The organism is Amycolatopsis sp. GM8 (assembly GCF_021653975.1).
In the GTDB taxonomy this organism is placed as follows: Bacteria; Actinomycetota; Actinomycetes; order Mycobacteriales; family Pseudonocardiaceae; genus Amycolatopsis_E.
In genome coordinates, this window is the sequence record NZ_JAJKFK010000007.1 from 66,824 (window position 1) to 93,107 (window position 26,284).

28 protein-coding genes are annotated in these 26,284 nt (G+C 68.1%); 9 read left to right on the forward strand and 19 right to left on the reverse strand.

Going from position 1 to position 26,284, the window contains the following annotated elements; all coding sequences use genetic code 11:
• The first annotated feature begins 9 nt into the window (after positions 1 to 9).
• Complete coding sequence (locus LOZ83_RS29090) at positions 10 to 519, forward strand: GNAT family N-acetyltransferase (RefSeq protein ID WP_236794913.1); 510 nt, start codon at positions 10 to 12, stop codon at positions 517 to 519.
• A gap of 7 nt (positions 520 to 526) precedes the next feature.
• Here the strand turns inward: LOZ83_RS29090 and LOZ83_RS29095 are convergent, their stop codons facing one another.
• The 3 genes from LOZ83_RS29095 to LOZ83_RS29105 all read right to left on the reverse strand — a co-directional run bounded on the left by LOZ83_RS29095 (position 527) and on the right by LOZ83_RS29105 (position 3,192).
• Complete coding sequence (locus tag LOZ83_RS29095) at positions 527 to 1,360, reverse strand: alpha/beta fold hydrolase (RefSeq protein ID WP_236794914.1); 834 nt, start codon at positions 1,358 to 1,360, stop codon at positions 527 to 529.
• 100 nt (positions 1,361 to 1,460) lie between these two features.
• Positions 1,461 to 1,751: a hypothetical protein gene (locus tag LOZ83_RS29100; RefSeq protein WP_236794915.1), complete on the reverse strand. Its 291-nt coding sequence runs from the start codon at positions 1,749 to 1,751 to the stop codon at positions 1,461 to 1,463.
• A 10-nt stretch (positions 1,752 to 1,761) separates the two neighbouring features.
• Positions 1,762 to 3,192, reverse strand: coding sequence for an MFS transporter (locus tag LOZ83_RS29105; RefSeq protein WP_236794916.1), 1,431 nt, complete (start codon positions 3,190 to 3,192; stop codon positions 1,762 to 1,764).
• Between the two features lie 155 nt (positions 3,193 to 3,347).
• On the opposite strand from LOZ83_RS29105, the gene LOZ83_RS29110 reads away from it, so the two are divergent.
• Positions 3,348 to 3,893, forward strand: coding sequence for a TetR/AcrR family transcriptional regulator (locus tag LOZ83_RS29110; RefSeq protein WP_236794917.1), 546 nt, complete (start codon positions 3,348 to 3,350; stop codon positions 3,891 to 3,893).
• On the opposite strand, the gene LOZ83_RS29115 is transcribed toward LOZ83_RS29110, so the two are convergent.
• A complete protein-coding gene (locus LOZ83_RS29115) occupies positions 3,881 to 5,014 on the reverse strand; it encodes an alkaline phosphatase family protein (protein WP_236794918.1) in 1,134 nt (377 codons plus the stop codon). The two genes, LOZ83_RS29110 and LOZ83_RS29115, sit on opposite strands and share 13 nt — an antisense overlap.
• Before the next feature lie 56 nt (positions 5,015 to 5,070).
• Between LOZ83_RS29115 and LOZ83_RS29120 the strand changes: the two genes are divergently transcribed.
• A complete protein-coding gene (locus LOZ83_RS29120) occupies positions 5,071 to 5,292 on the forward strand; it encodes a zinc ribbon domain-containing protein (RefSeq protein ID WP_236794919.1) in 222 nt (73 codons plus the stop codon).
• A 615-nt stretch (positions 5,293 to 5,907) separates the two neighbouring features.
• Here the strand turns inward: LOZ83_RS29120 and dhaM are convergent.
• The 6 genes from dhaM to LOZ83_RS29150 form a co-directional block, all read right to left on the reverse strand.
• Positions 5,908 to 6,585 (reverse strand): dihydroxyacetone kinase phosphoryl donor subunit DhaM, encoded by a 678-nt coding sequence (dhaM, locus tag LOZ83_RS29125; RefSeq protein WP_236794920.1) that lies wholly within the window; start codon positions 6,583 to 6,585, stop codon positions 5,908 to 5,910.
• Entirely contained in the window at positions 6,582 to 7,208 is a 627-nt protein-coding gene (gene dhaL, locus LOZ83_RS29130) for a dihydroxyacetone kinase subunit DhaL (protein ID WP_236794921.1), read from the reverse strand. Before dhaL ends, dhaM begins: the two co-directional genes overlap by 4 nt.
• A 1-nt stretch (position 7,209) precedes the next feature.
• Positions 7,210 to 8,211 carry a dihydroxyacetone kinase subunit DhaK gene (dhaK, locus tag LOZ83_RS29135; RefSeq protein ID WP_236794922.1) on the reverse strand — a complete coding sequence of 334 codons (1,002 nt, stop codon included), beginning with the start codon at positions 8,209 to 8,211 and terminating at the stop codon, positions 7,210 to 7,212.
• Positions 8,212 to 8,272: 61 nt separating this feature from the next.
• Positions 8,273 to 9,256, reverse strand: a complete 984-nt coding sequence (locus LOZ83_RS29140; protein ID WP_236794923.1) for a DUF3558 domain-containing protein — start codon at positions 9,254 to 9,256, stop codon at positions 8,273 to 8,275.
• A gap of 46 nt (positions 9,257 to 9,302) precedes the next feature.
• Positions 9,303 to 9,566 carry a hypothetical protein gene (locus LOZ83_RS29145; protein WP_236794924.1) on the reverse strand — a complete coding sequence of 88 codons (264 nt, stop codon included), beginning with the start codon at positions 9,564 to 9,566 and terminating at the stop codon, positions 9,303 to 9,305.
• A 13-nt stretch (positions 9,567 to 9,579) separates the two neighbouring features.
• A complete protein-coding gene (locus LOZ83_RS29150; protein ID WP_236794925.1) occupies positions 9,580 to 11,280 on the reverse strand; it encodes a sodium:solute symporter family protein in 1,701 nt (566 codons plus the stop codon).
• A 228-nt stretch (positions 11,281 to 11,508) separates the two neighbouring features.
• On the opposite strand from LOZ83_RS29150, the gene LOZ83_RS29155 reads away from it, so the two are divergent.
• The 3 genes from LOZ83_RS29155 to LOZ83_RS29165 all read left to right on the forward strand — a co-directional run bounded on the left by LOZ83_RS29155 (position 11,509) and on the right by LOZ83_RS29165 (position 13,229).
• Positions 11,509 to 11,871 (forward strand): VOC family protein, encoded by a 363-nt coding sequence (locus tag LOZ83_RS29155; protein WP_236794926.1) that lies wholly within the window; start codon positions 11,509 to 11,511, stop codon positions 11,869 to 11,871.
• Positions 11,872 to 11,874: 3 nt separating this feature from the next.
• Positions 11,875 to 12,654: an alpha/beta fold hydrolase gene (locus LOZ83_RS29160; RefSeq protein ID WP_236794927.1), complete on the forward strand. Its 780-nt coding sequence runs from the start codon at positions 11,875 to 11,877 to the stop codon at positions 12,652 to 12,654.
• Between the two features lie 80 nt (positions 12,655 to 12,734).
• Positions 12,735 to 13,229, forward strand: coding sequence for a monooxygenase family protein (locus LOZ83_RS29165; protein ID WP_236794928.1), 495 nt, complete (start codon positions 12,735 to 12,737; stop codon positions 13,227 to 13,229).
• 121 nt (positions 13,230 to 13,350) lie between these two features.
• Here LOZ83_RS29165 and LOZ83_RS29170 read toward each other — a convergent pair whose 3' ends face one another.
• Both LOZ83_RS29170 and nucS read right to left on the reverse strand, forming a co-directional pair.
• The gene (locus LOZ83_RS29170; protein WP_236794929.1) at positions 13,351 to 14,196 is read right to left on the reverse strand and encodes a hypothetical protein; all 846 of its coding nucleotides are present in this window, start codon (positions 14,194 to 14,196) and stop codon (positions 13,351 to 13,353) included.
• A 100-nt stretch (positions 14,197 to 14,296) separates the two neighbouring features.
• A complete protein-coding gene (nucS, locus tag LOZ83_RS29175) occupies positions 14,297 to 14,956 on the reverse strand; it encodes an endonuclease NucS (protein ID WP_236794930.1) in 660 nt (219 codons plus the stop codon).
• Positions 14,957 to 14,994: 38 nt separating this feature from the next.
• Between nucS and LOZ83_RS29180 the strand changes: the two genes are divergently transcribed.
• Together LOZ83_RS29180 and LOZ83_RS29185 are read left to right on the forward strand one after the other, a co-directional pair.
• Positions 14,995 to 15,531 (forward strand): NUDIX hydrolase, encoded by a 537-nt coding sequence (locus tag LOZ83_RS29180; protein ID WP_236794931.1) that lies wholly within the window; start codon positions 14,995 to 14,997, stop codon positions 15,529 to 15,531.
• Positions 15,532 to 15,756: 225 nt separating this feature from the next.
• Positions 15,757 to 15,945: a hypothetical protein gene (locus tag LOZ83_RS29185; protein ID WP_236794932.1), complete on the forward strand. Its 189-nt coding sequence runs from the start codon at positions 15,757 to 15,759 to the stop codon at positions 15,943 to 15,945.
• A gap of 1 nt (position 15,946) precedes the next feature.
• On the opposite strand, the gene LOZ83_RS29190 is transcribed toward LOZ83_RS29185, so the two are convergent.
• Both LOZ83_RS29190 and LOZ83_RS29195 read right to left on the reverse strand, forming a co-directional pair.
• Positions 15,947 to 16,708 (reverse strand): enoyl-CoA hydratase-related protein, encoded by a 762-nt coding sequence (locus LOZ83_RS29190; protein ID WP_236794933.1) that lies wholly within the window; start codon positions 16,706 to 16,708, stop codon positions 15,947 to 15,949.
• 320 nt (positions 16,709 to 17,028) lie between these two features.
• Positions 17,029 to 20,001: a tetratricopeptide repeat protein gene (locus LOZ83_RS29195; RefSeq protein WP_236794934.1), complete on the reverse strand. Its 2,973-nt coding sequence runs from the start codon at positions 19,999 to 20,001 to the stop codon at positions 17,029 to 17,031.
• Positions 20,002 to 20,164: 163 nt separating this feature from the next.
• On the opposite strand from LOZ83_RS29195, the gene LOZ83_RS29200 reads away from it, so the two are divergent.
• Positions 20,165 to 21,163, forward strand: coding sequence for a hypothetical protein (locus tag LOZ83_RS29200; RefSeq protein WP_236794935.1), 999 nt, complete (start codon positions 20,165 to 20,167; stop codon positions 21,161 to 21,163).
• Here the strand turns inward: LOZ83_RS29200 and ehuA are convergent.
• From ehuA to LOZ83_RS29225, 5 genes are all read right to left on the reverse strand, one after another.
• On the reverse strand, positions 21,102 to 21,866 hold the full coding sequence (gene ehuA, locus LOZ83_RS29205; protein ID WP_236794936.1) for an ectoine/hydroxyectoine ABC transporter ATP-binding protein EhuA: 765 nt from the start codon (positions 21,864 to 21,866) through the stop codon (positions 21,102 to 21,104). The genes LOZ83_RS29200 and ehuA overlap by 62 nt on opposite strands.
• A 1-nt stretch (position 21,867) precedes the next feature.
• Positions 21,868 to 22,521, reverse strand: a complete 654-nt coding sequence (gene ehuD / locus LOZ83_RS29210; protein ID WP_236794937.1) for an ectoine/hydroxyectoine ABC transporter permease subunit EhuD — start codon at positions 22,519 to 22,521, stop codon at positions 21,868 to 21,870.
• Positions 22,522 to 23,250, reverse strand: coding sequence for an ectoine/hydroxyectoine ABC transporter permease subunit EhuC (gene ehuC / locus LOZ83_RS29215; RefSeq protein ID WP_236794938.1), 729 nt, complete (start codon positions 23,248 to 23,250; stop codon positions 22,522 to 22,524).
• A gap of 4 nt (positions 23,251 to 23,254) precedes the next feature.
• Positions 23,255 to 24,148, reverse strand: a complete 894-nt coding sequence (gene ehuB, locus LOZ83_RS29220) for an ectoine/hydroxyectoine ABC transporter substrate-binding protein EhuB (RefSeq protein ID WP_236794939.1) — start codon at positions 24,146 to 24,148, stop codon at positions 23,255 to 23,257.
• A gap of 83 nt (positions 24,149 to 24,231) precedes the next feature.
• Positions 24,232 to 26,235: a protein meaA gene (locus LOZ83_RS29225; RefSeq protein WP_308190327.1), complete on the reverse strand. Its 2,004-nt coding sequence runs from the start codon at positions 26,233 to 26,235 to the stop codon at positions 24,232 to 24,234.
• Between the last annotated feature and the right edge of the window lie 49 nt (positions 26,236 to 26,284).

Here is a 26,284-nt window from a genome sequence, read left to right on the forward strand (position 1 = left end):
CGTCGTGGGGTGACCGTCGAGTTCCCCGACATCCGCACCGAGCGGCTCCTGTTGCGCCGGCTGACCGAAGCCGACCGCGAGACGGTGGTCCGGATCCAGAGCGATCCGCGCACGAACAAGTACAACCCGGACCTGCCGGACGTCGAGCAGAGCAACGCCAAGTTCGACTCGTGGCTGCGAGACTGGCGCGTCGACGGGTTCTGCTACGTGCTGGTCGACGACCTGGCCGGCGACGACACGCTCGGCATCGGCGGGCTGCAGCTGCGGCGGTTCAACGGCGAGGACATCGTCAACCTGTACTACAGGTTCCTGCCCGAGGCTTGGGGCAAGGGCTACGCGACGGAGATGGCGACGGCGGTGATCGCGTGGGCCGACCGGGAAGTACCGGAGTATCCGGTGCAGATCAGCGTGAACGTGACCAACCAGCCGTCGCTCAACGTGGCCAAGCGGCTGGGTTTCCGGACCTATCTCGAGACCATCTACGAAGGCGCGCTCACCCGCCACTTCCGCCGGGACTAGAGAATGTTCAGCGACGGAGGAAGTCGAGCAGGGCGGTGTTGACCTCTTCCCAGTGGGTCCAGGCGATGTTGTGCGGGCCGCCCTTCACCGTCACCAGCTCGAGGTCCTTGATGAGCGCGGGCAGGCGCGCCGCGGTGACCTCGTACGGGAGGATCCGGTCGGCGTCGCCGTGCACCAGCAGGACGGGCACGTCGATCTTCGGCAGGTCCTCGCGGAAATCGGTGAGCCAGGTGTCGACGCAGGCGTAGGCGGCGTAGGCGGACGCGCCGACCGCGACGTTGAAGCTGTTCTGCCAGGCCTGGTCGCTGATGCGGGTGCCCCGGTAGGTGTCGACGTTGTAGAAGTTGTCGAGGAAGTCCTTGAAGTAGGCCGGCCGGTCCTTCAGCACCGCGGCCTTGATCCCGTCGAACACCGACCGGTCCACGCCCTCGGGGTTGTCGTCGGTCTTGAGCAGGAACGGCGGGATCGCGCCCATCAGCACGGCCTTGCGCACCCGGGCCGAGCCGTACGTGCCGAGGTAACGGGTCACCTCCCCGGTGCCCATCGAGAACCCGACCAGCACGACGTCCTCCAGCTGCAGGCGCTCCAGCAGCGCGTTGAGGTCGGCGGCGAACGTGTCGTAGTCGTAGCCGATGGTGGGCTGGCTGGACTGTCCGAACCCTCTGCGGTCGTAGGTGATGACGCGGTGACCGGCCTCGAGCAGGACGCGTTCCTGCTTCTCCCACGAATGCCCGTTCAGGGGGTAGCCGTGGATCAGGACGACGGGCTGCCCGCTGCCGTGGTCCTCGTAGTAGATCTCGATGGCTTCGGAGTTCTGCTGGCCGACGGTGATCTTCGACATGATGGGTTTCCTTTCCCGGTAACGACCTTCACGGCGTCCAGAGTGGCCCGAGGGCCGACCGGGGAATACCCGAAAACGTGATTGCCCACCAACGGCGTAGTCAGCGGCGGCGTGTCGGGCCGCGGCGGGCGCGGGCCTGCCAGCACGGGCGATGCCAGTGCCGCCGGTCGGCGACGGAACCGGTCTCGTCCGCGGGCCAGGCGACGACATGCGCCACGCCGGCGGGGATTTCGTGATCGCAGCCCGGACAGCGGTAGACCTTCGTCGCCTGGGAACCCGGCACCGTGCGGACGAGCCACTCGCCGTCCGGCGCCGATTCCGCGCGCGCCCAGCCCGTGGCCGCCCCGAGTTCGACGCGGCGGCCACGGTCGGGTCGGTTGCGGCGAGGCACGCCGACCAAGTTACCGGGGGGCGACTTTCCGGAAGGTGAGCGCGACGAAGAACGCCAGCGACGCGATCACGACGGAGGCGATGGACGCCGTGGTCATCCCGTGCACCAGCACCTGGTGCGGCGAGCCGGTCGCGTGCCGGGTGGCGGTGCCGAAGATCGTGACGAGGATCGCGAGCCCGAGCGTCGCCCCGACCTGCTGCATCGTCTGCAGCACGCCACCGGCGGCACCCGCGTCGCGCGGCGGCACGGTCGACATGATGATCACGTTCAGCGGCGAGAACGCGAGCCCCATACCCAAACCCATCAGCACCAGCGGCACGAACAGCAGCGGGAAGTAACTACTGTCGACCGACAGCTGGGTGAGCAGCGCGAGACCAGCGGCCATCAGAGCGGTGCCGGTCAGCGTCAGCGGCTTCGGCCCGAACCGCGGCAGCAGCCGCGGGATCAGCCGGCTCGTGCCGAACACGAGCAGCGCCATCGGCAGGAACGCGAACCCGGTCGCCAGCGCGCCGAAGCCGCGCACTTCCTGCAGGTACTGGCTGAGGAAGAAGAACATCGACATGCCAGCCATCGGCCCGAGGCAGAAGTTCACGTACGCCGCCGCGCGGTTGCGCTCGGCGAACAGGCGCAGCGGCAGCAACGGCTGTTCGGCGCGGATCTCGATCGCGAGGAACGCCCCGATCAGGCCGATCCCGAGGAACAGCGAAATCAGCGTGTAGCTGTCGCCCCAGCCGTTGCTCGCGGCACGGATGAAGCCATACACGATGGCCGCGATGCCACCGGTCGCGGTGATGGCGCCGGGCAGGTCGAGCTTGGCCGGGTGCCGTTCGGGCTCCTGGAGATAGCGGGTGGCGAAGATGACCGCGGCGATGCCGAACGGCACGTTGATGAACAGCACCGACCGCCAGGACAGCCATTCGGTGAGCAGGCCGCCGAGGATCAGTCCGACCGCGAAGCCCGCGCTGGACATCCCGGAGAACAGGGCGAGCGCGCGCAGTCGTGCCTTCGGCTCGGTGAACGTGGTGGTGAGCAGGGCGAGCGTGCTGGGTCCCGCGGCCGCGGCGCCCAGGCCCTGCGCGACGCGGGCGATCAGCAGCCACTCCGCGGAGGTGGCGAAGCCGCCGACGAGTGAGGCGAGGGTGAACAGGGCGAGGCCGCCGATGAAGACGCGGCGGCGGCCGAACAGGTCACCCACGCGGCCGCCGAGCAGCAGCAGACCGCCGAAGACGAGGGTGTAGATGTTGATCACCCAGGACAGCGAGGTGGCGCTGAAGTGCAGGTCGGACTGGATGCGCGGGAGCGCCACGTTCATCACCGTGGCATCCAGGACGATCATCAGCTGGCAGGCGAGCAGGGTGGCGAGGACGATGCCGGGCCGGTTCGGCCGGACTCTCGTCCCGGTGAGCGCCGGAGCGTTCGTGGACAGCGTTCTCTCAGACAAGAAAGGCTCCATTGGATGCGCGAAAGCAAGCGGACACACTCTCCGCTTCTATGCAGCTATCATATGGAGGAAGTCTCCGGTTGCGCAAGTCTATCCGGAGATTGCGTCCGCTTCCAGAAGGAGTGCCGGTGGGATCAACGGCGACACCACGGCCCATGCGTGCCGACGCACGCCGCAACTACGAACGGATCGTCAACGTCGCACGGGAAGCCTTCACCGAGCACGGCCCCGAAGCGCCGCTCGACGACATCGCCCGCCGCGCCTGCGTGGGCCCGGGCACGCTCTACCGGCATTTTCCCAACCGCGAGGCGCTCATCGAAGCTGTCTACCGGGCGGACGTCGAGAAGCTGACGGAGCGGGCGGCGGAACTGGCGGAGTCGCACTCCCCCGGCGACGCCCTGGCGGAGTGGGTGCGCGAACACGTCGGGTTCGTCGTGCAGAACCACGGGCTCGCGGCGACGCTCAAGGCGGCGATGGACCGCGACTCGCAGACGTTCGCGCTGTGCAAGACCATGCTCTACGACGCGGCCGAGAACATGGTCGTGGCGGCGCAGGACGTCGGCGCCATCCGCGATGACATCAAGCCGCGGGACCTGCTGTTGATGGCGCACGGCATCGGCTCCGCGTCGCAGAACTCACCCGACGCGGCCCCGCGGCTGGTGGAAGTGATGCTCGACGGGTTGCGGCGTCAGGAGCCGTAGGCGATCGCGAGCGGGACCAACTGTTCCGCCGTGGTGAGCGAGCCGTGCTGGCCGATCAGGGACGACTCGATCGGCTCGGCCGTGCGGCGCACCATGCCGAACCGGTCGCGTGCGGCGACGACGAGATCGCCGATCCGCGGGCGCACCCGGTCGCTGACCCGGTGTCCGAACCACCCCGCGTCGATCGCCTCGTCGCGGGTGGCGACCCACGCCCGGTCCCCGAGTTCGGACCGCCACACGGCGAGCACGTCGTCCATCGCGCCGTTGTCCGCGTAGACATGCCGCGCCCGTGCTTCGCCCGCGATCACGCGCACTCCTTCGAGCAGCCACGGCGTCGCGTCGAGATCCACGGTCGACTCGTCGAGGGCGATCATGCCGTGATCGGCGACCACGGTGAGCATCCGGCCCGCCGGCAGACTGTCCACAATAGACTCGACGAGCCGGTCGACGTGCTTGAGCTGATGACGCCACGCCGGTGATCCCGGGCCGTAAACGTGGCCGAGCATGTCGAGCTGGCTGTGGTAGCCGTAGCAGAAGCTGCGGGGTTTCTGAAGAATTTGGACAATCGACGCGGCGAGGTCGCCGAGCGCGAACACCCCGACGTACCGGCCGCCGCGTTGCACGGCTTCGGTCAGCGCGGATTTGGCGAACTGCGCGTCGGACACCACGGCCGAGTCCACTCCGGCGGCTGCCGCCCTGGCGAATGTCGTCGGCAGCGGCTGCGCGTCCTCCGGCGGCAATTGTTCACGCAGATCCGGCCCGCCCGGATGCCCGGCCCACCGCAATGCGTTCAGCACCCCGACGCCAGGAACCTCGAAGGTGTACCCGGTCATCCCATGCTCACCGGACGTCACCCCGGTGCCGATCGCCGCAAGCCCGGCAACAGTGGTCGCGGGATAGCCGACCTGCAACGGACTACGGGACATCGCCGCGAGCACCGGCGCGTCCTCGGCAAACTGTTCGAGCAGCTCCCAGCCGAGGCCGTCGATCAGCAACACGCAGGCGCTGGTGATCGGGGGCAGCCGGAGGGTGTCGGCGTACCCGGGGACGTCGAGCGCGGCGAGGACGGACGGCACCACCTGGGCCAGATGGGGCTGGCTTTGCGGGCTTGGCAGATCCACGAACACAGCTTGGCAGGGACTACCCCACATCCGCACTCCCGGCCGATAATGTTCGTATGCCGACTTACGCCTTCCGGTGCCGCGAGTGCACCGAAACCTTCGAGGTCAACCGGCCCATGAGCGAGTCCAGCGCACCCGCCACCTGCCCCGAAGGCCATGCCGACACGGTGAAGCTCCTCACGACAGTGGCCCTGACCGGCTCCGTCGGCGCCCCCATGGGTGGTGGCGGCGGCGGTGGTGGAGGTTGCTGTGGCGGTGCTTGTGGATGTGGGAACTAGCGACGCCGGGAGGCGTAAGGCCGTAAGGCCATGGGCCGAGTTGGGTGGTCATCCCGTCGCCTGACACAGGAACGATCACTTTTCGTCAGGGCCGCAACCTTCCTGCCCGGCTTGCGCCCGAGAACACAAAGCTTGCGGCCCTGAGGAAAAGTGATACTCGAAACCGCAGGCGACGGGATGACCACCCAACTCAACCACCCACTCAAGGTGAGATCCCTTTGGGCTTGAGTCATCCTGGAGCCTGCCCGTCCGGCGAGGACATCTTTTTCTTTCCCCTCGCTCCGCGAGGGGTCCCGGCGCTTCGCGCCGGGTGGCTGTGATGGCCCACCCCGATCGCCGATCGTCTAACGGTTGGCACGCCGTATCAAGGGCGCCTTCGGCGTCGCTTCGCGATGACCGCTGGCGCGGTCACCCTTGACACGACCCGCCAACCGCTAGGGCGGCTTTCTATCGGGGTTGCGGGGGATATGGATGGGCTGGGTTGGTGGTTACGTTCCGTAGCCAGGCTCGTCTGCCGAGGGGCGGGTGCGGACTGCGCGGGCGTGTTTGCCCGCTGCGTCGGTGAATTTGCTCGTGGTGCGCGTGAGTTTGCGTGCTGCGCGGTGGGGCCGTGTCCTAGGCCTCGCCGAAGTTTTCCTCGACTAGCTTCCGGACGACGTCGAGGGCTTGTGTGGCCTGTGCGCCACGTGCGCGCACCTCGATCCGGTCGCCTTTGCGGGCGCCTAGCGACATCAGGGCTAGGACGCTGTGGGCATCGGCCTCCTGCTCGCCGAGTGCCACGCTGACATCCGCTTCGACGCCTACCAGTGCACGAGCCATCACTGCGGCCGGGCGTGCGTGTAGGCCAACTTCGTTGTGCAGCACCAATTCTACGCGATCCACGTCCGCTCCCCTGGTCGCTGTGGGAGCTGCCAGGTCCGGCGCACCGGCGGCGGCCGCGGCGGCGAGGACATCGGCACGGCTCGCCCCGCCCTGGGCGGCGACGGCGGCCGCGACCGTGCCTTCGACGAAGGGGGCGTCCGCGACGACAGCGGCTTCGGGATCGGGCAGCGACTCGACCGCCAGCTCGGCAGTCATCTGCGCGCTGCCCAGGTCATACAACAGCACGACGCCATCACCGCGATCAGCACGCTGGACCGCCGCCACGACCCGGTCGTAGTCCGTGCCGATCGTGCCCTCGGGCAGGCCACCCGCGGGCACGATCAGCACATCGGGCGCCATCTGCTCGGCGACCTCCGCGAGTCCTTCGGCCAGTTTTCCACTGTGGGACACCAGAACCAGTCCGACGGTCACCGCGCCGCCCTCGCGAACGAGCCGAGCAGCAGGGCCGTGGACCGGGCACCGGGATCGAGATGACCGGCGCTCCGTTCACCAAGGTACGACGCCCGACCCTTGCGCGCCACCAAATCTACAGTGGACTCAGCACCCTTGGCAGCGGCATCCGCGGCCGCGCTCAGCACAGCCGCGATGTCCGCACCTTCGGTGCCGGCCGCTTGTTCGGCGGCGGCCACCGCGGGGATCAGCGCGTCGACCATCGTCTTGTCACCCTCGACGGCCTTGCCGCGCGCCTGCACACCTTCCAGCGCGGCCCGCAGCCCGGCGACAACCGCGGCAGTGTCCAATTCGGACCCGACAGCCGTCGAAGCGCGCAGGAAAGCCGTTCCATACAACGGACCGGCGGCACCGCCGACCTTCGAGATCAGGGTGGTCGCGGCCAGTTTCAGCACGGCACCCGGCGTCTCCGGCACCGCAGTGTCCAAAGCGGACACTATGGCGGTGAATCCCCGGTTCATGTTCTCGCCATGGTCGCCGTCCCCGATCGCGCGATCGAGTTCGATCAGCTCGACGCGGTGCTCGGCGACCACGGCAGCGGCGGCACGCAACGCATCCGCGACCCCGCTCGCGGTGCAACTCATCTCAGGCCCTCCAGCGCAGTCCGGCGGTCTTCACCGGAGCATCCCACAAGTCCACCATCTCATCGTCCACTTTGAGCAGTGTGATGCTGATTCCCTGCATTTCCAGGCTGGTGATGTACGGCCCGACGAGCCGCCGTTCGACCGTGATGCCCCGCTCGGCGAGCAGGCGTTCGGCGATCCCGTGCGCAAGATACAGCTCGACCAGCGGAGTACCGCCCATCGAGTTCGTGAACAACACCACCCGATCGCCCGCACCGTAGGGTAGGTCCTCGACAACCGCGTTGATCATGCGCTCGACCAGCGCGTCGGCCGGTTCGAGCTTGATGCGCTCACGGCCGGGCTCGCCGTGAATACCGATACCGAACTCGATCTCGTCGTCCGCGAGGTCGAAGCTGGGCTCCCCCACGTGCGGCACGGTCGGCGCGGTGAGTGCCACCCCGATCGAGCGAACCTGCCCGATCACCTTGCGCGCCAACGCTTCCACGGCGTCCAGCGAGTCCCCGCGGGCGGCGGCCGCGCCGGTGATCTTCTCCAGCAGGATCGTCCCGCCGACACCCCGGCGACCGGCGGTGAAGGTCGAGTCGGCGACCGCGACGTCGTCGTCGATCACGACGCTGCGCACGTCGAGCCCTTCGGCCGCGGCGAGTTCGGCGGCGGTTTCGAAGTTCAGCACGTCGCCGGTGTAGTTCTTCACGATCAGCAGCGCACCCGCCTCGCCGGTGGTGGCCGAGACCGCGGCCTGGATCGCGTCCGGTGTGGGCGAGGTGAACACCGCGCCCGGCGCGGCCGCGTCGAGCATGCCCTCACCGACGAAACCGCCGTGCATCGGCTCGTGGCCGGAGCCGCCACCCGAGATGAGCGCGACCTTCCCGGCGACGGGCGCGTCGGCCCGGATCACCACATTCGGTTCGTACTGGACACGCACGAGGTCGGCGTGGGCGGCAACGAAACCCCGCAACGACTCGGTGACCACATCGGCCGGATCATTGATGATCTTTTTCATTGGCCCGCCTCCGTTGGCTTCGATCTCCGGTACTCTGTCTACCTTCGATCCTGCCCGCCCGCTAGGCGCCCGGCAGCGCGGGAAGCAGGCCCTTCACGACCGTCGCGGCCTTGCCACAGGCGTCGTCATTGCCCGCGTCGTCGTGAAAGTTGTCGTACTTGAACGACACCACCTCGCCCTTACCGTCCCCCGTCGCGCGGTGTAGCCAGTCGATTGTGCACTGTCGCCCGGCGCCGGTCTCCAGCTTCTGGTAGCCGGTGACGCCGCCGCCCAGATCCACCGGCGCCGCCCCGTCGCGGGCGTCCGGCACAAGCCGGATGTCGTAGTCCAGATACGCGGTCGCGAGGCCACCCGACCACGTGCACCCGTGCAGCCCGTAGACCGACGACTTCGAGCCACGGCCGAGCACGTTCGTGACGAGACCCTCGTCGACGATCGCGCAGAAGTCGACGGCGACGAGCGACCCCGACGGCTGGGGCAGCTTGGCGGGGTTGTCGTGCAGGCGTTGCACGACAACCTGCAGCCCGCTTTGCGCGGCGCGGCAAGGATCTCCGCCGTCGTAGCCGACGCGAACCGAGATGCCGTAGCCCGGCGTGTAGGAGGTGACGGCGGTGGCGGTGCACGAGTTGCCGTCCGGACCGTTGACGAGCAACGGCAGTCCGCCGACCGCGCCGGGAGTGCTGCCGTTGGTGAGCGTGATGTCGTCGAACTGCAGGTGCAGCGACAGGTCCTTACCCCCGGCGTCCGTGAGATCGACGGAGCACTCACCGAGCGCGGACGGGTCCTGCGAGCCTGCCCGGACCGTGCCGAGATCGGCCAGCGCCTGCGAGCCGAGCAGCGCGCACGGGTCGATGGTGCGCAGCGTGGCGAAGGAGACGGCTTCGTCGGTGATCGGACCGTCCGCCGCGGCGGACGCGGTCACCGTGGTCCGCGGGAAGTTCTGCCTGCCGAGATCCGGCCCGCAGGCCGTGCCCGTCGACACGATCAGCAGCGCGGCCAGGACCAGCACGAAACGAGGCCGGGCGGACCGGGCAGGAGAACGCACGCCTGCACCGTAACCGCACCGGCCTCGCCGAGTACGCCGAACCGTGTTATTCGGCGGGGGGCTCTTCCTCCGGCACCCGGATCGGGCGAACGAGCGCCCACAACACGAACAGCGCGGTGAAGATGAGCATGCCGATGCCGGCCCACAGGTTGATGTTGACACCCGCGGCCTTCGTGATGTCGGCGTCGTTGGTGAACGCCGCGCCCATGATCGTCAGGACGATGCCGTACACGCCCGTCAGCAGGGCGATGATCAGCCGGATGTCGAACGCGCCTGCCTTGCGCGTCCGCGGCGTTGGTTCCGTTGCCATGACGGTCGTCCTCCTAGAAGGCGATGTTCAGCACGATGGTGATGGCCAGGGCGATACCGGCCAGCAGGACCGGGTTGCGGTACCAGCCCGCGTCGTCGCCCGTCGTCGAGTGCTCGCGCGTGGACTTCGGGGTGAGCGAGTACACGAGGCCGACCAGTTCGGTCTCGGGCTTCGGCTGCGTCGCGTAGGTGACCACGACGCTGACGACGATGTCGACGACGAAGGCCGCGATGGCCGCGACGAAACTGGCGCCCTGGCCCGGCAGGCTGATCGTGCCGGTCTCGTTGAGCACGAACACCACGATCGCCGACGCGGTCCCGAACACCAGGCCCGACCATCCCGCCGCCTTGGTCATCCGCTTCCAGAACATGCCGAGGATGAACGTGGCGAACAGCGGCGCGTTGAAGAACGAGAACAGGGTCTGCAGATAGTCCATCAGGTTCGAGTAGGTCGAAGCGATGAACGCCGTGCCGATCGCGAGGATGGTGGCGATCGCGGTGACGATCCGCCCGAGGTTGAGGTAGTACCCGTCCGGCCTGTTCTTCTTGATGTAGGTCTGCCAGATGTCGTAGGTCCACACCGTGTTGAAGGAGCTCAGGTTCGCGGCCATCCCGGCCATGAACGAGGCCAGCAGACCGGCGATGGCGACGCCGAGGATGCCGTTGGGCAGCACGTCGCGCATGAGCAACAGCAGCGCGTCGTTGAAGGTCGCGCCACTGGGCGCGCTCTGCCCGTCGAGCAGGGCCTGCTTGTTCTGGCCCATCAGCTCGGTCACGGTGACCGCGGCGATCATGCCCGGGATGATCACGATGAACGGGATGAACATCTTCGGGAACGCGCCGATGATCGGGGTGCGGCGCGCGGCGGACATGCTCTTGGACGCCATCGCGCGCTGGACCTCGACGAAGTTCGTCGTCCAGTAGCCGAAGGACAGCACGAACCCGAGGCCGAAGACGAGGCCGAGCACCGAGAGGAAGTTGCTGGAGAACCCGGTCAGCTGGTTGCCGGGCCAGGAGTGCAGCTGCTCCGCACCGCCGGGGCTGCCGGTCACCTTGTCCATCAGGCCGCTCCAGCCGCCGACCTTGTACAGGCCGACGATGGTGAGCGGGATGAGCGCGGCGAGGATGACGAAGAACTGCAGCACCTCGTTGTAGATGGCGGCGGAGAGGCCGCCCAGCGCGGTGTAAGTGAGCACGATCGCGGCCGCGATGATGATCGAGACCCAGATCGGCCAGCCGAGCAACAGGTTGACGACGCTCGCCAGGAGGTACAGGTTCGCGCCCGCGATGAGGATCTGCGCGAGCGCGAAGCTGGCGCTGTTGACCCAGTGCGCGGCGGGCCCGAAGCGGCGGAGCATGAACTCGGGGACGCTGCGGACCTTGGAGCCGTAGTAGAACGGCATCATCACGACGCCGAGGAACAGCATCGCCGGGACGGCGCCGATCCAGAAGTAGTGCGCGGTCGGCAGGCCGTACTGCGCGCCGTTGGCCGACATGCCCATGACCTCGATCGCGCCGAGGTTCGCGGAGATGAAGGCGAGCCCGGTGACCCAGGCCGGCAGCGACCGCCCGGACAGGAAGAAGTCGAGGCTGGTCGAAACCTGCCTTCGGGCCAGGTAGCCGATGCCGAGCACCAGCACGAAGTAGAACGCGAGCAACACGTAGTCGATCGCACTCGCATCAAGTCGCAGGTTCGCTGCGGCTAGGACATGCACCGGTGCACCTCCAGGAGTCAACACCATTCAACAAGAAACACCAGGATCAACCTGACGAGCGCACATTACTACCTGGTAGTCCACCTGTGAACGCGCCCTGGGCGTCTTGACCGGGTTGAGACCGAAGTTGGTCAGAAGCCAACCGTGCGGAGGGCGCCGCGGCAACTCGAGCGGCGGTGGCGGCTCAGCGAACCCTGGAAATCCCCGGGCTTGTGGGAGACTCGGCCCGTGCCCACCGGCGATTCAGCACCGCAACTGCACACGGTCACGCCGCGGATGTTCGTCGCCGACCCCGCGGCCGCGGTCGTGTTTCTCCGTGACGTCTTCGGCGCGTCCGGCGAGTTCGATCCGGACCGGCCGGCCGAGGTCGTGATCGGCGATTCGACGGTGATGATCAGCGACGCGAGCGTGCGCGAGTTGTTCCCCGCCTTCCTCTACATCTACGTCGAGGACGCCGACGCGACGTTCAGGCGCGCGATCGACGCCGGCGCCGTCGCGCTGGAGGAACCGCTCGACACCCCGTACGGCGACCGGCGCGCGATGGTCCGCGACCCGTTCGGCAACGTTTTCCAGATCGCGAACCGGCGGTAGGCCATGGCGTACACGGTCCGGTATCTCGACGAAGGCAGCGGCGAACCGATCGTCATCCTCCCCGGCGGCATGAACGACCCCGGCGACTGGAAAGCCGTCGCCGCCCGGCTCACGGCGCGGTTCCGCGTCGTGCGCGTGCACCGCCGCCAGTACCGGACCGATCAGGACTTCGGCCGCCCGGTCACGATGGCCGACGAGGTCGAGGATGTCCTTGCGGTCACAAAGGAAATCGGCCGCCCTGTGCTCCTCGTCGGCCACTCCTCCGGCGCGGTGCTCGCGCTGGAAGCCCTGGTGGCCGCGCCGGAACGGTTCGCCGGCGCGGTTCTGTACGAGCCGCCGGTGGTCGTCGGCGAACCGCTCGGCGGCGAGGCGCTGGAGCGCGCCCGGGCCGCGGTAGCCGCCGGAAAACCTGGCAAGGCCCTCGAAATCTTCCTGCGCGACATCGTCCGGATGCCGGCGTGGCTGGCCGTACTGGCGAGGCTCGCCGTCCTGATCGTCCGGACGTTGCGCCCGCGGGTCGCGCGCCAGATCGACGACGCGGACGCCATCGACGCGCTGGGGGTGCGGCTGGACGCCTATGCGCAGCTCCAAATCCCGGCCGTGCTGCTCCGCGGCGATCGCAGCCCCGACCATCTACGTGAGCGGACCGAGGCGCTGGCACGGGTGCTGCCGCGCGTCGAGCGGGTGGTCGTGTTGCCTGGTCAGGCCCACGGCGCCAACGATCGTGCACCGGCCAAGGTCGCCCGCGTCATCGAAGACTTCGCCGGAAAACTGTTCGGATAACCGTTTTTCCGGTAACGCGGGCACGCTGACGGGCGACTTCTTCACGTCGAATCGCGTCCTTTCGTCTGCGGGAGCCAGGCATGGCCGAGATCAACAAAGGAAGATGGACAGCCGAGATCGACGGTGACTTCGTCGTGTTCCTCATCGGACCGCGGCCGAACCCGCGCCATCCCCTCGCGTGGTGGCGGGACCTGGGCGGCCGCCGCGGGATGCGGCACATGCTGCAGCGGCTCAGCGCGGATCCCGACAGCGGCCTGCTCGGCTTCACGATGGGCTATCCCGTCATCGTCCAGTACTGGCGCAGTTTCGAACATCTCGAAGCATTCGCCGCCAACACCGGCGAATCCCACGCCAACGTCGAGAAAACGTACTGGCAGCGCGCGAGCCGCAACGGGCAGGCCGCCGGCATCTGGCACGAGACGTTCCTCGTCAAGGCCGGACAGTACGAAGCCGTCTACGGCAACATGCCGACGTTCGGGCTCGGTACGGCGCGCGGTATCGAGCTGAGACGAGCCGGCCGCACGGCCCGGGAACGCCTGCGCGTCCACGCACCGGACGCCGCAGCCGAAAGTTGAGGCTCAGATACCCGACAGCCGTCGAACCTGGCGCAAATCGTAGATCATCTGCGGCGATGTTGTCCGGGTCCGGCTGCTGCACCGACAACCGCCACGCTCCGCGTGGGCGATCCCGGTCCGGTCAGCGGAGCGCGGATTCGGCGATATGCAACAGCAGGCGCTCGTTGCCGCCGATGCTCACGCGGTCCCCTACCTTGGTGTCCGCGTCACCGGGGCGTCCCGGTCGCCACTCCAGCCAGGGTTGATTCAAAAGCGCGCCGACCGACCACTCACGCTCCTCGGCGCCGTCGAGCACGAGCACCCGGTCGGGCCGGTTGCCCTCGCTGACGAAGGTGCGCCACCGGACACCGTCGTAGGGGCCGCCAAGGGTCACGATCCTCCAGAACCGGGTCCAGTCGATCGGCCACGAGGAAAGGGTCGGGCCGAGCAGGCTCGCCCACGACGGCTTGCCTCCGACCACTCGGGAGCTGTTCAAGGTGAACAGCGTCGCCCGCTTGCGACGCGGTGCGTTCCAGCCGTGCGGCAACGCGGCGGCCACGGATCGTGCGGACATCACGTAGAGCCAGTCGCCGAACCAGGCGCGGCCAATCCTCCGCCGCCACCATTCCGGCGGCGCCGCCGCAGACCCGTTCGGAGCGGCCGGGGCAGTACCGGAATGGGACGTCAGGGGCCCGGTCCAATGTGGAGTCGGGAACACGTAGTAGACCGGCAGCGGCGGCCCGGCCGGCGGGTTGACGTAGCGAGCCAGTTGGCGCGTGTCGATCTCCAGCACGTGATCGGTACCGCGCGCCTCGGTCGTCTTCAGCTCCAGCGCCAGGGACTTGCCTGGCCCGGACGCGGCCAGCCGGGGCAACTCGACCAGGACGTCCTCGCCAGAGACTGGCCACCACAACGCACCGTTGGGGAACCGGTTGGACAGATAGATGCTGGTCCAATGCTCCAGCGTCTTCTCCGGAATGGAACGCATACGACCCCCGTCACGGCTCGCGATTGACGGTGCACATGATGTCGCTACCAGGGGCTGTCAGCCAGTTCGGGCGCATACGAGGCCGATGGTGCCGTGAGGCTCAGAACAGCCGGAACTCGTCGCTTTCCGTGCCACGCAAGGCGTCGTAGTCCAGCGTCAGGCACCGGATGCCGCGGTCCTCGGCGAGTGTCCGCGCCTGCGGCTTGATCAGCTGCGCCGCGAACACGCCCTGCACCGGCGCGAGCAGCGGGTCCCGGTTGAGCAGTTCCAGGTACCGGGTCAGCTGCTCGACCCCGTCGATCTCGCCGCGGCGCTTGATCTCGACCGCGACCGTCGTGCCCGTGGCGTCGCGGCACAGGATGTCCACCGGGCCGATCGCGGTCGGATACTCGCGCCGCACCAGCGAGTAGCCGTCGCCCAGCGTCGTGATGTGCTCGGCCAGCAGCTCCTGCAGGTGCGCCTCGACGCCGTCCTTCTGCAGCCCGGGCTCGGCCCCCAGCTCGTGCTTGACCTCGTCGATCCGCTCTTCGATGCTGATCACGAGCTTCTCGCCGGCCTTGTTCTGCACCGTCCAGGTGTCGCCGTCCTCGATGAGCCAGCACGGCGGGCTCATCCAGTTCAGCGGCTTGTAGGCCCGGTCGTCCGAGTGGATCGACACCGACCCGTCGGCCTTGATGAGCAGCAGACGGGTCGCCATCGGCAGGTGGGCGGTCAGCCGACCGGCGTAGTCGACCTGGCAACGAGCGATCACGAGGCGCACCCGAGGAGGGTAGAAGACGCGTTCGGCACACTGATCGGGTGGATCCCATTCACCAGGTCAGCTCCCGCGAGGTGTATCGCAACAATTGGATGGTCGTGCGCGAGGACGGCATCCGGCGCCCCGACGGCTCCGCGGGCATCTACGGCGTCATCGACAAACCCCAGTACGCCCTGGTCATCCCGCTGGACGGCGACCGGCTGCACCTCGTCGAGCAGTACCGGTACCCGCTGGGCCTGCGCCGCTGGGAGTTCCCGCAGGGCACCGCCCCCGACCGCGCCGACGCCGAGCCGCTGGAACTCGCCGCCCGCGAGCTGCGCGAGGAAACCGGGCTCGTCGCAGGGAAAATGGAGGATCTCGGCCTGCTCGACGTCGCCGCCGGAATGTCGAGCCAGCGCGGCCGCGTCTTCCTCGCCACCGACCTGACCGAGGGCCCGCACGAGCGCGAGCACGAGGAACAGGACATGCGCACGGCCTGGTTCACCCGCGCCGAGTTCGAGCGCCTCATCCGGGCCGGAGAGATCACCGACGCCCAGTCGATCGCGGCTTACACGCTGTTGTTGCTCAGGGAACGGTGATTTCCGCAGCGATGATGGCCGAGCGTCAACTGTCGTTCAAGGAAGCCATCAACACCGCACTACGGTCCGCGCCGGCGAAACGCGGCGGAGAGCCCTTTCGATGTGTTGCCGTGCGCGGTGAATCGCGACGCTCCGAACCACGAGGCCCCACACACCTGGCTGGATCGAACGCCGGCAGGACGGCCGGTCCTGACCGTCGAGGCCTGGCTCGGTCAGCCACGTGCGGTGATCGTCCAGCCGACGTCCCGTCACCTCGGCGTGCTCCGGGGGCTGCTCCGTCCCATCGGTACGGCTGGCAATCTCGTGAACGACGCACACCTCGCGGCGATCGCCGCCGAGCATGGTGCCGATGTCACCTCGTTCGATGTGGACTTCACGCGGTTCGAGGGGCTGCGCGTAAACAGACCGGAGTGACTCACCAGTTCAGCTTGCGCTTCTCCAGGAACGCGGCCATGCCCTCGCGGGCGTCGGGTGTCTGCGAGGCGGCGGCCATCACTTCGACGGCCACCGTGTAGGCGTCCGCCTCGGGGCGGTCGAGCTGGGCGTACAGGGTGGCCTTGCCGAGCGCTTTGCTGGCCCGGCTCCCCCGGGTCGCCCGGCCGAGCAGCTCGGCGACCGACTCGTCGAGCTGCTCGTCGGGCACGACGCGGTTGACCAGACCCCAGTCGAGGGCGGTCGCAGCGTCGATGACGTCACCGGTGAGGGCGAGTTCCATCAGCCGCTTGCGCCCGATCGAGCGAGCCACGGGCACCGCCGGCGTGTGGCAAAACCAGCCGCCCTTGCCGCCGGGCAGTGCGAACCCGGCCGACTCGGCCGCGACGGCCAGGTCGCACGAGGCGACGAGTTGGCAGCCGGCCGCGGTCGCGAGCCCGTGCACCCGCGCCACGACGACCTGCGGCACGGACTCGATCGTGTGCATCAGTTCGGTGCACAACCGGAGCAGCGCGCGGACACCGTCGAGATCGCGAGCGGCGACGTCGCCGAAATCGTGGCCGGCGGAGAAAACCGGCCCGGCCCCGGCGAGCACGATGCCGGTCGCGTCGGTCGCTCCCGCCTCACGGAACGCCGCCAGCAACTCGGCGAGATGCGCCTCGGACAACGAATTCCGCCGCTCGGCGCGGTTCATCGTGATGGTGATCGTGTCGCCATCTCGCTTTACCAGGATGTGCTCGGCCATGTCCTGAGCCTAGGTCCAGCGCGCGGTCAGCAGAACCACCACAGCGGGGCGGCCATGACCACGAAGGCGAATACGAGGGCGGCGCGATGCGAACGAGCTGACACCGGTGTGCTCCAACGGAAGTCGGGGATCGGGGAGCTCGCTGCTAGATCAACACCGAGCGCGGCGAACCTAGCCGGGGAACGGCCCACCGGCAAGTGCCGCGACTCGGTGCGGATGGACGCGGCGAGCACACCATCCGTGCACCAATGGCAACTCTTATGGGGGTACTAGCAGTCCAAACAGGCGTAACGGTGACAGCCGTGCTACTCAGCGTGTGCCTAGGTTTTGCCCAGTGAACTACCCGTTCGGGTGACCGGATTGCCGCGCGCGGCGGGGATGGACGCCTCCGGCAGCGACGCGGCCCGCCGGGTGAGGGTGTCGGCGCGCCAAACCTGACCACGGCCCCGGAAGATGTCCGCGGCCAGCAGCCAGGCGGCCCGCGCCTTCTCGGGCTCCCCCGACTTCGCGTGGCCCTGCCCGAGCAGATCGAGCGCCGGTGCCGCGGCCTCGACGTTCCCGGTCGGCTTGGCCAGCTCGACCGCCTGCCTGGCGGACTCGACGGCGTCAGGGTAGCGCCGCCGGTCCAGGTTCAACTCGGCCAGCACGGTGTGCAGCCGGATTCCCGCCGAGACGTCGTGGACCAGTTCCAGCAACGCGGACGCCCGCGCGGCAATCTCGTCGGCCGGCCCGTAGCGCCCGAGGACTCGTGCGAGGTGACAGAGCTCGGCCAGGGTCGAAACCAGACCCGCGGCGTCGGAAATCTCTTCGCGCAGCCCCAGCGCTCGCTCGAAATGCTCCTGCGCGATGTCGTATCGCCTCTCCTCGGCACACAACTCGCCGAGACAATGCTCGACCTTCGCCTCCCGGTCGGCATCTCGCTGCTCGCGTGCCATCGCCAGACAGGCCTGGTAGAGCCGGGCGGCCTCGGCGCGGTCGCCTCGCTTCCGCTGCGTGGCGGCCACGTTGATCCGCACGGTCAGCACGCCCGTCGGCGCGTCCACCTCGGCCAGGATTTCCAAGGCCCGTTCGAAATTCCGCTGCGCGGCGTCCGTCTCGCCGAGCTTGAGCTGAAAGTAACCGAGATCGTTGAACGTCGTCGCCAGCGCCGGATTCCGTTGCTCGGCAAGGATTTCCGCGGTCGTGGTGAACGCGGCGACGAGCTCGGAGTAGAACCCGAACCGGTCCATGAACCGGGCCACCAGATGGGGCAGCACCCAGCCGTACTCGGCCCGTCGGGTATACACGGAATGGATAACATTGTGGAGACTCGCCCGCTCCCGCAGGTACCACGCATTCGCCTCGGTGTTACCGGCGAAGGCCACCGGCTCGACTCCGTCGACCGCGGGCGGCGGCGGTGGCGACGCGATGTGCGGGAACGCCACCCGATGCGCGTTCAGCGCCGATCCCAGGTAGAAGCTCAGCATCCTCGATGCGGCGGCGGCCTCCGCCTCGGCGAGGCCGGCGGCATAAGCCAGCACCAGATCGTGCATCCGGTACCGGTCGACGTCGCCGGCCGGCTCGACCAGGTGCGCGCGGACGAGTTCGTCGAGGCACTGACGCGTCCGCGGCACGCCGTCGCCCCCCAGCGCCGCAGCGACCTCGACGCCGAACTCCGCGCCCGGGTGCAGGCCGAGCAGCCGGAAAAGCCGGCCCGCGTCGACCGAAAGTGCTTGGTAGGAAAGGGAGAACACCGCGTTGAGGCTGCCATCGGCGCCGTCGCCGTCATTGCCGATGGCCAGCAGGGTCCCGCTGTCGCGCAGCTGCGCCACCAGTGCGGGCACGGGAACACCCGGCCGGCTCGCGATCCGCTCCGCCACCAGGGTCAGCGCGAGTGGCAAGCCCTGACACAGCTCCACGAGCACCCGCAAGGCTTCGGGTGCCTCGTCCGCGCGCTCGCCGATCCGCGCCGCGAGCAGCGAGATCCCTTGCGTGGCACCGAGTGGGCCGACGGTCAGCGATGGAATACCGTGCTGGACGGCGAGTTCGGTGAGCCGGTGCCGGCCCGTGATGACCACCGCGCACTCGCCGAACAACGGCAGCAGCGAACGCACATGCGCCGAGTTCCGCACGTTGTCGAGCACGACCAGCCTCGGCTGCTCCTCCAGGAGCGCGCGAAGTTTCTCGGCGCGACCGGCGGGGCCGATGATGTGCTCGACCGGATATCCCAGCGCGGAAAGGAAATCGTCGACGACGTCACCGGGCTCCAGCCGGCGTGCCCGGGAGAACCCGCGAAGGTCGGCGAACAGCACACCGACCGACAACCGGGCCGACGCGCGGCGTGCCCAGCGAACGGCGAGTGCGGTCTTGCCGACCCCGCCGATACCGGCGAGCATCACCACGGATCCGCGTAGTCGCCCCGCCTCGACGCCGGTGTGCTCGTCCAGCGAGCGCACCAGGTCGGCGCGGCCGGCGAAGTCGACGACATCGGGCGGCAACAACCGCGGTCCGGCGCCACGCGGCCGGACCGGCTCGGCCGGCCGCGCCGCCTCGAATCGAGACTTCAACCCGTCGTGGAAGTGCCGCAGCTCCTCCGCTTCGGCGTCCTGGCCGCGGGCGCGCAGCTTCTGGTAGCCGGCGAGGTAGCCCTCCGTTGCCTCGTGGTGCCGCGACAGCGAGTGCAAGATCCGCAGGCGACGTTTGACCAGCCGCACGTCGAAGCCGTACTGCCGGCTCACCTCACCGAGGCGCGCCAGCGCGGGCTCGAAGCGGCCGAGCGTGATCAGCTCGTCGAGCAGGAACACGTTGGCGGGCAACCATTCCTCGGCGACCACGACCCGCCGCCAGCTCTGCGCGAGGCTGCTGTCGAGGTCCATCAGCGGCTGGTCCCGCCAGAGCCCCAGTGCGTCCATGGCGAGGGCGGCCGCCTGTTCGTGCTCGCCCGCGGCACGACTGTTCTGCGCTTGGGAAAGCAGGTCACGAAAGAGGTAATAATCGATGAAACGCTCGTCGACATCCAATCGCCAGCCGCCATTCACCGTGCTCAGTCGCGCGGTGACGCCGGCGGTCTCGAGTAATCGCCGTATTCGGTGTCCGTAGGTATGGAAGGTGCTTTTCGGATTGGCGGGCGGCTGCTCGTCGTCAGTCCAGATCCAGTCGACGAGGTGGCCGAAGGAAAGGCGGCGGTTGGGCTGGACGAGCAACGCGGCGAGCGCCTGGCGCTGCCTGCCCGGGACGGGTTGCTGCACGAGTGGATTCCCGTGCGGATGCACGATCGTGCCGCCGAGAATCCCGAACTCGAATGTGGTGCGCACGGACAACACCTCCTCTGCCGGCTTCCCCAGAATGCCACCCGACGCACGGAAATGGGCGAGAATCGGAAATCTTACATTCAGCTGTCACCTCAAAAGATCGACTGTCATATTTCTGTCCACCCGGCGACCGGCCCGCGACAGCACGGCGGCACAAGCTCGGCACATGGAAACGAACCTTTTCCGCAGGGTTCTCGTCGTGGTTCCGGCCATGGCGGCGGGCGCCCGGCTGTTCGATCTGTTACCTCTCGTGGAGGCCGACTTCCGGGTGCGGGTCGTGTTCACGGTGCCCGGCACGGCGCCCGAGGTGGACCGGTACGTGGCCGAGCAAGGTGGGCTCGTCGTGCCGTGGTCGCAGGCGATCCGGCACGAATGGGAGCTGGTCCTCGCGGCGGACGACAGGCACGTCGCGCAACTGAGCGGGCCGGTCCTGATCCTCTCCGAGGCCGACGGCCGTGCCCTGTGCCTGGATCGGATGCGCGCCAGCCTGCCGTTCCGCGCGACCTACCGGGAAGCGCTCGGCGCCGACGGCCTCCTCGTCACGATGTGCTCGACCTGGTCGCGCGGCTCGGTGTTCGAGACCATGCCGGAGCTGTGCGGCGAGCTCCTCGCCGAATTACCGCCCGATCGCGGCTGTGTGGCGCTGGTGCTGCATCCCCGGGTCTGGGCCGCGTACGGACCGCGGCAGGTCCGGGCCTGGCTCTCGCCCTACCTCGACGCCGGACTGGTGCTCGTCCAAGAAGCCTGGCGGGCGACTCTGATTGCCGCCGACTGGGTGCTGGGCGATCACGGCTCCGCGACCGCGTACGCCGCGGCGGTGGGCGCACCCGTGACGATGGCGACCGGCGCCGACCAGCTCCGCTGCGGCCCGGGAGACGTACTCCGGCAGTTCGCACCCCGGCTGCAGCACGACCGAGCCTTGCTGTCGCAACGCCGGATCGCGGCGCAGCGCGCGGCACAGCTGCGGCGGGTGATCGCACCGGAAATCGGCGCCACGCCCGGCACCGCGGCCGCGCTGCGTGCCACGATGTACGAGTTGCTCGACATGCCCGAGCTCGATCGCGGCCAGGTCTGCGGCGCCCTCCGCGTGCCCGGCCCACTGGTCAGGCGCGGTCGAGCACCGCGTGCAGGAACGCTCGCGTGCGCTCATGGTCCGGTTGGGTGAAGAGCTTTTCCGGCGACGCCTCTTCGATGACCTGGCCCTGGTCGAACATCATCACCCGATCCGACACGTCCCGGGCGAACTGCATTTCGTGGGTCACGCACAGGAACGTGATGTCCGTTGTGGACGCGATCTCCTTGAGCACCTTCAGCACGCCCGCCACCAGCTCGGGGTCCAGCGCCGAGGTCACCTCGTCGAGCAGCAGCACCTCCGGCCGCATCGCGAGCGCCCGCGCGATCGCGACCCGCTGCTGCTGGCCGCCGGAAAGCTGGCTCGGGCGGGCCGTCGTCTTGTCCGTGAGCCCGACCATGTCCAGCAGGTCGACGGCGCGCGCCTCGGCCTCCCCTTTGGACAGTCCGAGCGCACGGATCGGTGCCTCGGTGATGTTCTGCAGCACGGTCATGTTGGGGAAGAGGTTGAACTGCTGGAACACCATGCCGATCCGCTTGCGCATCCGGCGCAGGTACTTTTCGTTGGCGGGCACCAGTTTGCCGCCCTTGGGCATATGCGTGAGGCACTCGCCGCCGACGTGGATCCTGCCCTCGTTGACGTGTTCGAGCGTCATCAGCAGGCGCAGGATCGTCGTCTTCCCCGAGCCGCTCGGACCGATCAGCGTGACGAACTCACCGGGCGCGACACTGAAATCCAGCTCCCGCAACACGACGTGGTCGCCGAAGCGTTTCACCACGCCATCGAACCTGATCATGCTAGAGCTGTCCGACACGGCGTTCCAACCTTCTCACCAGGATCGACGACGGGAGGCTGATCAGCAGGAACAGCAGGCCGGCCAGGGTGTAGGGCTCGATCGCCCGGAACGTGACGGCGGCCTGCTCCTTCGCCTGGTTCAGCACGTCGAGCACGCCGATCGCGAGCAGCAACGGGGTTTCCTTGAACATCGAGATCATGTAGTTGCCCAGCGCGGGCAGCACGCGTGGCACCGCCTGCGGCAGGATGATGCCCGTCCACGTCCGGCCGCGCGGCAGGCTGAGCGCGGTCGCGGCCTCCCACTGTCCTTTCGGGACTGCTTCGATCCCGGCGCGGTAGACCTCGGAAGTGTAAGTGGCGTAATGGAGTCCGAGCGCGATGACACCGGTCGTGAACGCGTTGAACCGGATGCCCACCTCGGGCAGCAGGTAGAAGATGACGAACACCTGGATCAGCAGCGGCGTACTGCGCACGAATTCGACGAGCAGGAACACCGCCTGGCTGACCACCGGAATCCGCGACCGGCGCAGCAGCGCGAACACCAGCCCCAGCACGTAAGCCACCAGCGAACCCAGCAACGTCAGCTCCACCGTGACCAGCAAACCCTGCAGCAGCAAGGGAATCGAGTCGCGGGCGTTCTCCCAGTCCCAGTTCATCTACAACCCCGCTCCCGTGGTGTCGGGCACCTTCTGGGAGACCCGCCGCCGCCGTTTCCTGACCGCCGGCTCGCGCCCGAGCCGCCTGGCACCTCTTCGCTCCAGGAACCGCATCACCACCGTGATCAGGACCGCGAGCAGCAGGTACCACACCAGCTCGACGCCGTAGATGAAGACGAGCTTGCTGCCGTACACCGGTCGCAGCAGCTCACCCTTTTCGGTGATCTCACCGGCCGAGATGAACGACAGCAGCGCGGTGCTCTTCAGCAGCTGGATGAACAGATTGTTGAACGGCGGGTACATCTCGACCACCGCCTGCGGCAGCAGCACCCGGAACATCCGCTGGAACGGCGAAAGCGACAGCGCTATCGCGCCTTCGCGCTGCGCCTTCGGCACCGACTGGACAGCGCCACGCACGATTTCCGCGCCGTACGCGCCGTGGTTGAGCCCCAGCACGATAATGCCTGCGAACAGCGGAATCAGCTTGAACCCGACCAGCGCCGGAAGCACGAAGAACAGCCAGAACAGCTGCACCACTTCCGACGTCCCGCGGAACGCCTCGACGTACACCCGGCTGACGAACCGCACCCACCGTGACGAAGAGAGCATCGCGAGGCCCGCGACGAACGACAGGACGATCGTCAGCGCGATGCCCCCGAGCGTGGCCTCGATCGTGGCGTCCAGTCCACTGAGGATGGACGAGAAAATGTACGAATAGTCGCCGGACACGGAATCAGGCAGCGCAGAGCTTGGCGGTCGTCAGATCCGGTTTGGGCAGGTTGCTCTGGTCGAACCCGAACGGCGCGGCGATCTGCAGCCACTGTCCGCTGGAATGCAGAGTCTGCAGCTGCTGGTTGAACGCGTCTCGCAGCGACGTGTCGTCCTGGCGGAATACGAACCCTCCCGCCGAGACGACCGGCTGACCGTTGTCGGTGGGCGTGAAGCCCGGCGTGACCTCGACCCCCGCGTCGGGGTTCTGCTTGGCCAGGTACTTCAGCGAGATGTCGGTCAGCGCTGCGGCGTACACCCGGCCGGTGGTCACGGCACGCAGCATGTTGTCTTGTGTGTCAAGGGTTTCGATGTCACCGTCGGACACCCCGGCGCCGGTCGCGTACCCCTTCTCGACCGCCGCGGACAGCACGGCGAGCTTCACCTTCTTCGCCGCGACGTCCTGCAGCGTCTGGACGCCCTGCGGATTTCCCTTGGGTACCAGCAAAGCCGTCAGCGCGGAGTAGTCCGGATCGGAGAACAGCGCCGCCTTGCACCGGGTCGGCGTGATGTTCATACCAGCGGCCACGACATCGAACTGCTTGGCGTTCAACGCGGGAATGAGCTGGTCGAACGGGACGACGCTGGCCTGCACGTTGTCGATACCGATCGCCTTGAAGGCGGCCCGCGCGACCTCGGGCGCCTCACCCGTCGTGTTCCCCGAGGAATCGGCGTATCCGTACGGCGCCTCGTTCGCGATCCCGATCTTGATCGTCTTGGCGTTCTTCGCCGCGGTCAGCGTGTCCCCGCTGCCGGTGCTCTGACATGCGGACAACAGCACCGGACCGCCGATCGCGGCCACTCCCACCACTGCCGAACGCCGGAAAAAGTCTCGCCTCGTCCACGTACCCTGCGCCATCGCAGCACCCCGTTCTGGTTTCGAGTTGCTACCGAACGTAGGCGGCTGGACCGATCGGGTCAAAGAGCGTTATCGGAACGAGATCATTCTCGGAGCATTCCCCGCGTCTCGCGAATGACCGTCACGATCTCGTCCATGATGCCGGTCAGCTCATAGTCCTTCGGCGTGAAAACGCGCGCGATACCCCGTTCTATCAGCAGCTTCGCGTCGGCCGGCGGAATGATCCCGCCGACGATCACCGGGATGTCCGCGGCGCCCGCCGCGCGCAGCCGGTCCACGACTTCCGGCACGACTTCCAGATGTGAACCTGACAACACCGAAAGCCCCACTACGTGCACGCCTTCCTGCACGGCGGCCGCGACGATCTGGTCCGGTGTCAGGCGAATTCCCTGGTAGATCACCTCGAACCCGGCATCGCGGGCGCGCACGGCGACCTGCTCGGCACCGTTGGAATGCCCGTCGAGCCCAGGTTTCCCGACCAGAATGCGCAACCGCTCGCCCAGTTCCCCGCCAGTGGCCTTCACGCGATCGCGCACACGGGACAATTCGGCTGCTTCGCCCGGTGTCGACGCGGCGGAAACCCCTGTTGGCGCACGGTATTCGCCGAAGACGTCACGTAGCGCGCCCGCCCACTCCCCCGTCGTCACCCCGGCCCGCGCGCACGCGAGCGTTGCCTCGAACAGGTTCTCGCTGGTCTTCGCGGTCTCGCGGAGTTCGGCGAGCGCGGCGTCCACAGCGGAGTTGTCGCGCTGCTGGCGCCATTCCTCGAGCGCGGTCACGGCCTGTTTCTCCACGGCCGGATCCACCGTCTCGATCGCGTCGGCGCCCTCGGCCTGCAGCGGGCTCGGCTCGGTGGTCTCGAACCTGTTGACCCCCACCATGATCCGCTCGCCGGACTCCACCGCGCGCCGGTAGTCGGCGAACGAGGACACCAGTTGCGACTTCATGTAACCGCTTTCCACCGCGGCCACCGCACCGCCCATTTCCCGCACCCGGTCGATCTCCGCCCGCGCGCCGGCGACGATCTCGTCCACTTTGGACTCGATGACATGCGAGCCGGCGAAGATGTCCTCGTACTCCAGCAAATCCGTCTCGAACGCGAGGACCTGCTGCATCCGCAGCGCCCATTGCTGATCCCACGGCCGCGGCAGCCCGAGCGCCTCGTTCCAGGCCGGCAGCTGAATCGCGCGGGCGCGCGCGTCACGCGAAAGCGAAACCGCGAGCATTTCCAGCACAATGCGCTGCACGTTGTTTTCCGGCTGCGCCTCGGTCAATCCCAGCGAGTTGACCTGGACGCCGTAGCGCAGGCGGCGCGCCTTCGGGTCCCGCACGCCGTAGCGTTGCGCGGTCAGTTCGTCCCAGAGCCTTGCGAACGCGCGCATTTTGCACAGCTCTTCGACGAAGCGCACACCGGCGTTGACGAAGAACGAGATCCGGCCGACGACCTTGCCCATGTCGACCTCGTCGATCTGACCGGAATCGCGAATCGCGTCGAGCACCGCGATGGCCGTCGAGAGCGCGTACGCGACTTCCTGCGTGGGCGTCGCGCCGGCCTCCTGCAGGTGGTAGCTGCAGATGTTGATCGGGTTCCACTTCGGCACGTGGTGCACCGTCCACGCGATCACGTCGGTGATCAGCCGGAGACTCGGCGCGGGCGGGAAGATGTACGTGCCGCGGGAGAGGTACTCCTTGATGATGTCGTTCTGCGTGGTGCCGGTGAGTTTCGCCAGCGCATCGGGGCCGGACTGCTCCTCGGCCACGGTCACGTAGAGCGCAAGGAGCCACATCGCCGGAGCGTTGATCGTCATCGACGTGTTCGCCTCGGCCAGCGGGATACCGTCGAAGAGCTTGCGCATGTCACCGATATGGGCGATCGGCACCCCGACCTTGCCGACCTCACCCTTGGCCAGCGGGTGGTCGGCGTCGTAACCGGTCTGCGTGGGCAGGTCGAACGCGACGGAGAGTCCGGTCTGGCCCTTGGCGAGGTTGCGGCGGTACAGCTCGTTGGACGCCGTCGCGGAGGAATGGCCCGCATACGTCCGCATCACCCAGGGGCGGTCGCGCTCACGGTCCGTGGGGTAGGGCACGGTGTACCTCCGTCGATGGGTTTCCGGCTCAGCGTACTTCGCGGTCATC

Coding starts and splice junctions, on each gene's coding strand:
- dhaL (WP_236794921.1), bottom strand. CDS start 7,208: ATGAGTTGCACCGCGAGCGGGGTCGCGGATGCGTTGCGTGCCGCCGCT.
- LOZ83_RS29200 (WP_236794935.1), top strand. CDS start 20,165: ATGGAAACGAACCTTTTCCGCAGGGTTCTCGTCGTGGTTCCGGCCATG.
- LOZ83_RS29165 (WP_236794928.1), top strand. CDS start 12,735: ATGGCCGAGATCAACAAAGGAAGATGGACAGCCGAGATCGACGGTGAC.
- LOZ83_RS29170 (WP_236794929.1), bottom strand. CDS start 14,196: ATGCGTTCCATTCCGGAGAAGACGCTGGAGCATTGGACCAGCATCTAT.
- LOZ83_RS29120 (WP_236794919.1), top strand. CDS start 5,071: ATGCCGACTTACGCCTTCCGGTGCCGCGAGTGCACCGAAACCTTCGAG.
- ehuD (WP_236794937.1), bottom strand. CDS start 22,521: ATGAACTGGGACTGGGAGAACGCCCGCGACTCGATTCCCTTGCTGCTG.
- ehuA (WP_236794936.1), bottom strand. CDS start 21,866: ATGATCAGGTTCGATGGCGTGGTGAAACGCTTCGGCGACCACGTCGTG.
- ehuB (WP_236794939.1), bottom strand. CDS start 24,148: ATGGCGCAGGGTACGTGGACGAGGCGAGACTTTTTCCGGCGTTCGGCA.
- LOZ83_RS29095 (WP_236794914.1), bottom strand. CDS start 1,360: ATGTCGAAGATCACCGTCGGCCAGCAGAACTCCGAAGCCATCGAGATC.
- LOZ83_RS29110 (WP_236794917.1), top strand. CDS start 3,348: ATGCGTGCCGACGCACGCCGCAACTACGAACGGATCGTCAACGTCGCA.
- LOZ83_RS29160 (WP_236794927.1), top strand. CDS start 11,875: ATGGCGTACACGGTCCGGTATCTCGACGAAGGCAGCGGCGAACCGATC.
- dhaK (WP_236794922.1), bottom strand. CDS start 8,211: ATGAAAAAGATCATCAATGATCCGGCCGATGTGGTCACCGAGTCGTTG.
- LOZ83_RS29190 (WP_236794933.1), bottom strand. CDS start 16,708: ATGGCCGAGCACATCCTGGTAAAGCGAGATGGCGACACGATCACCATC.
- LOZ83_RS29145 (WP_236794924.1), bottom strand. CDS start 9,566: ATGGCAACGGAACCAACGCCGCGGACGCGCAAGGCAGGCGCGTTCGAC.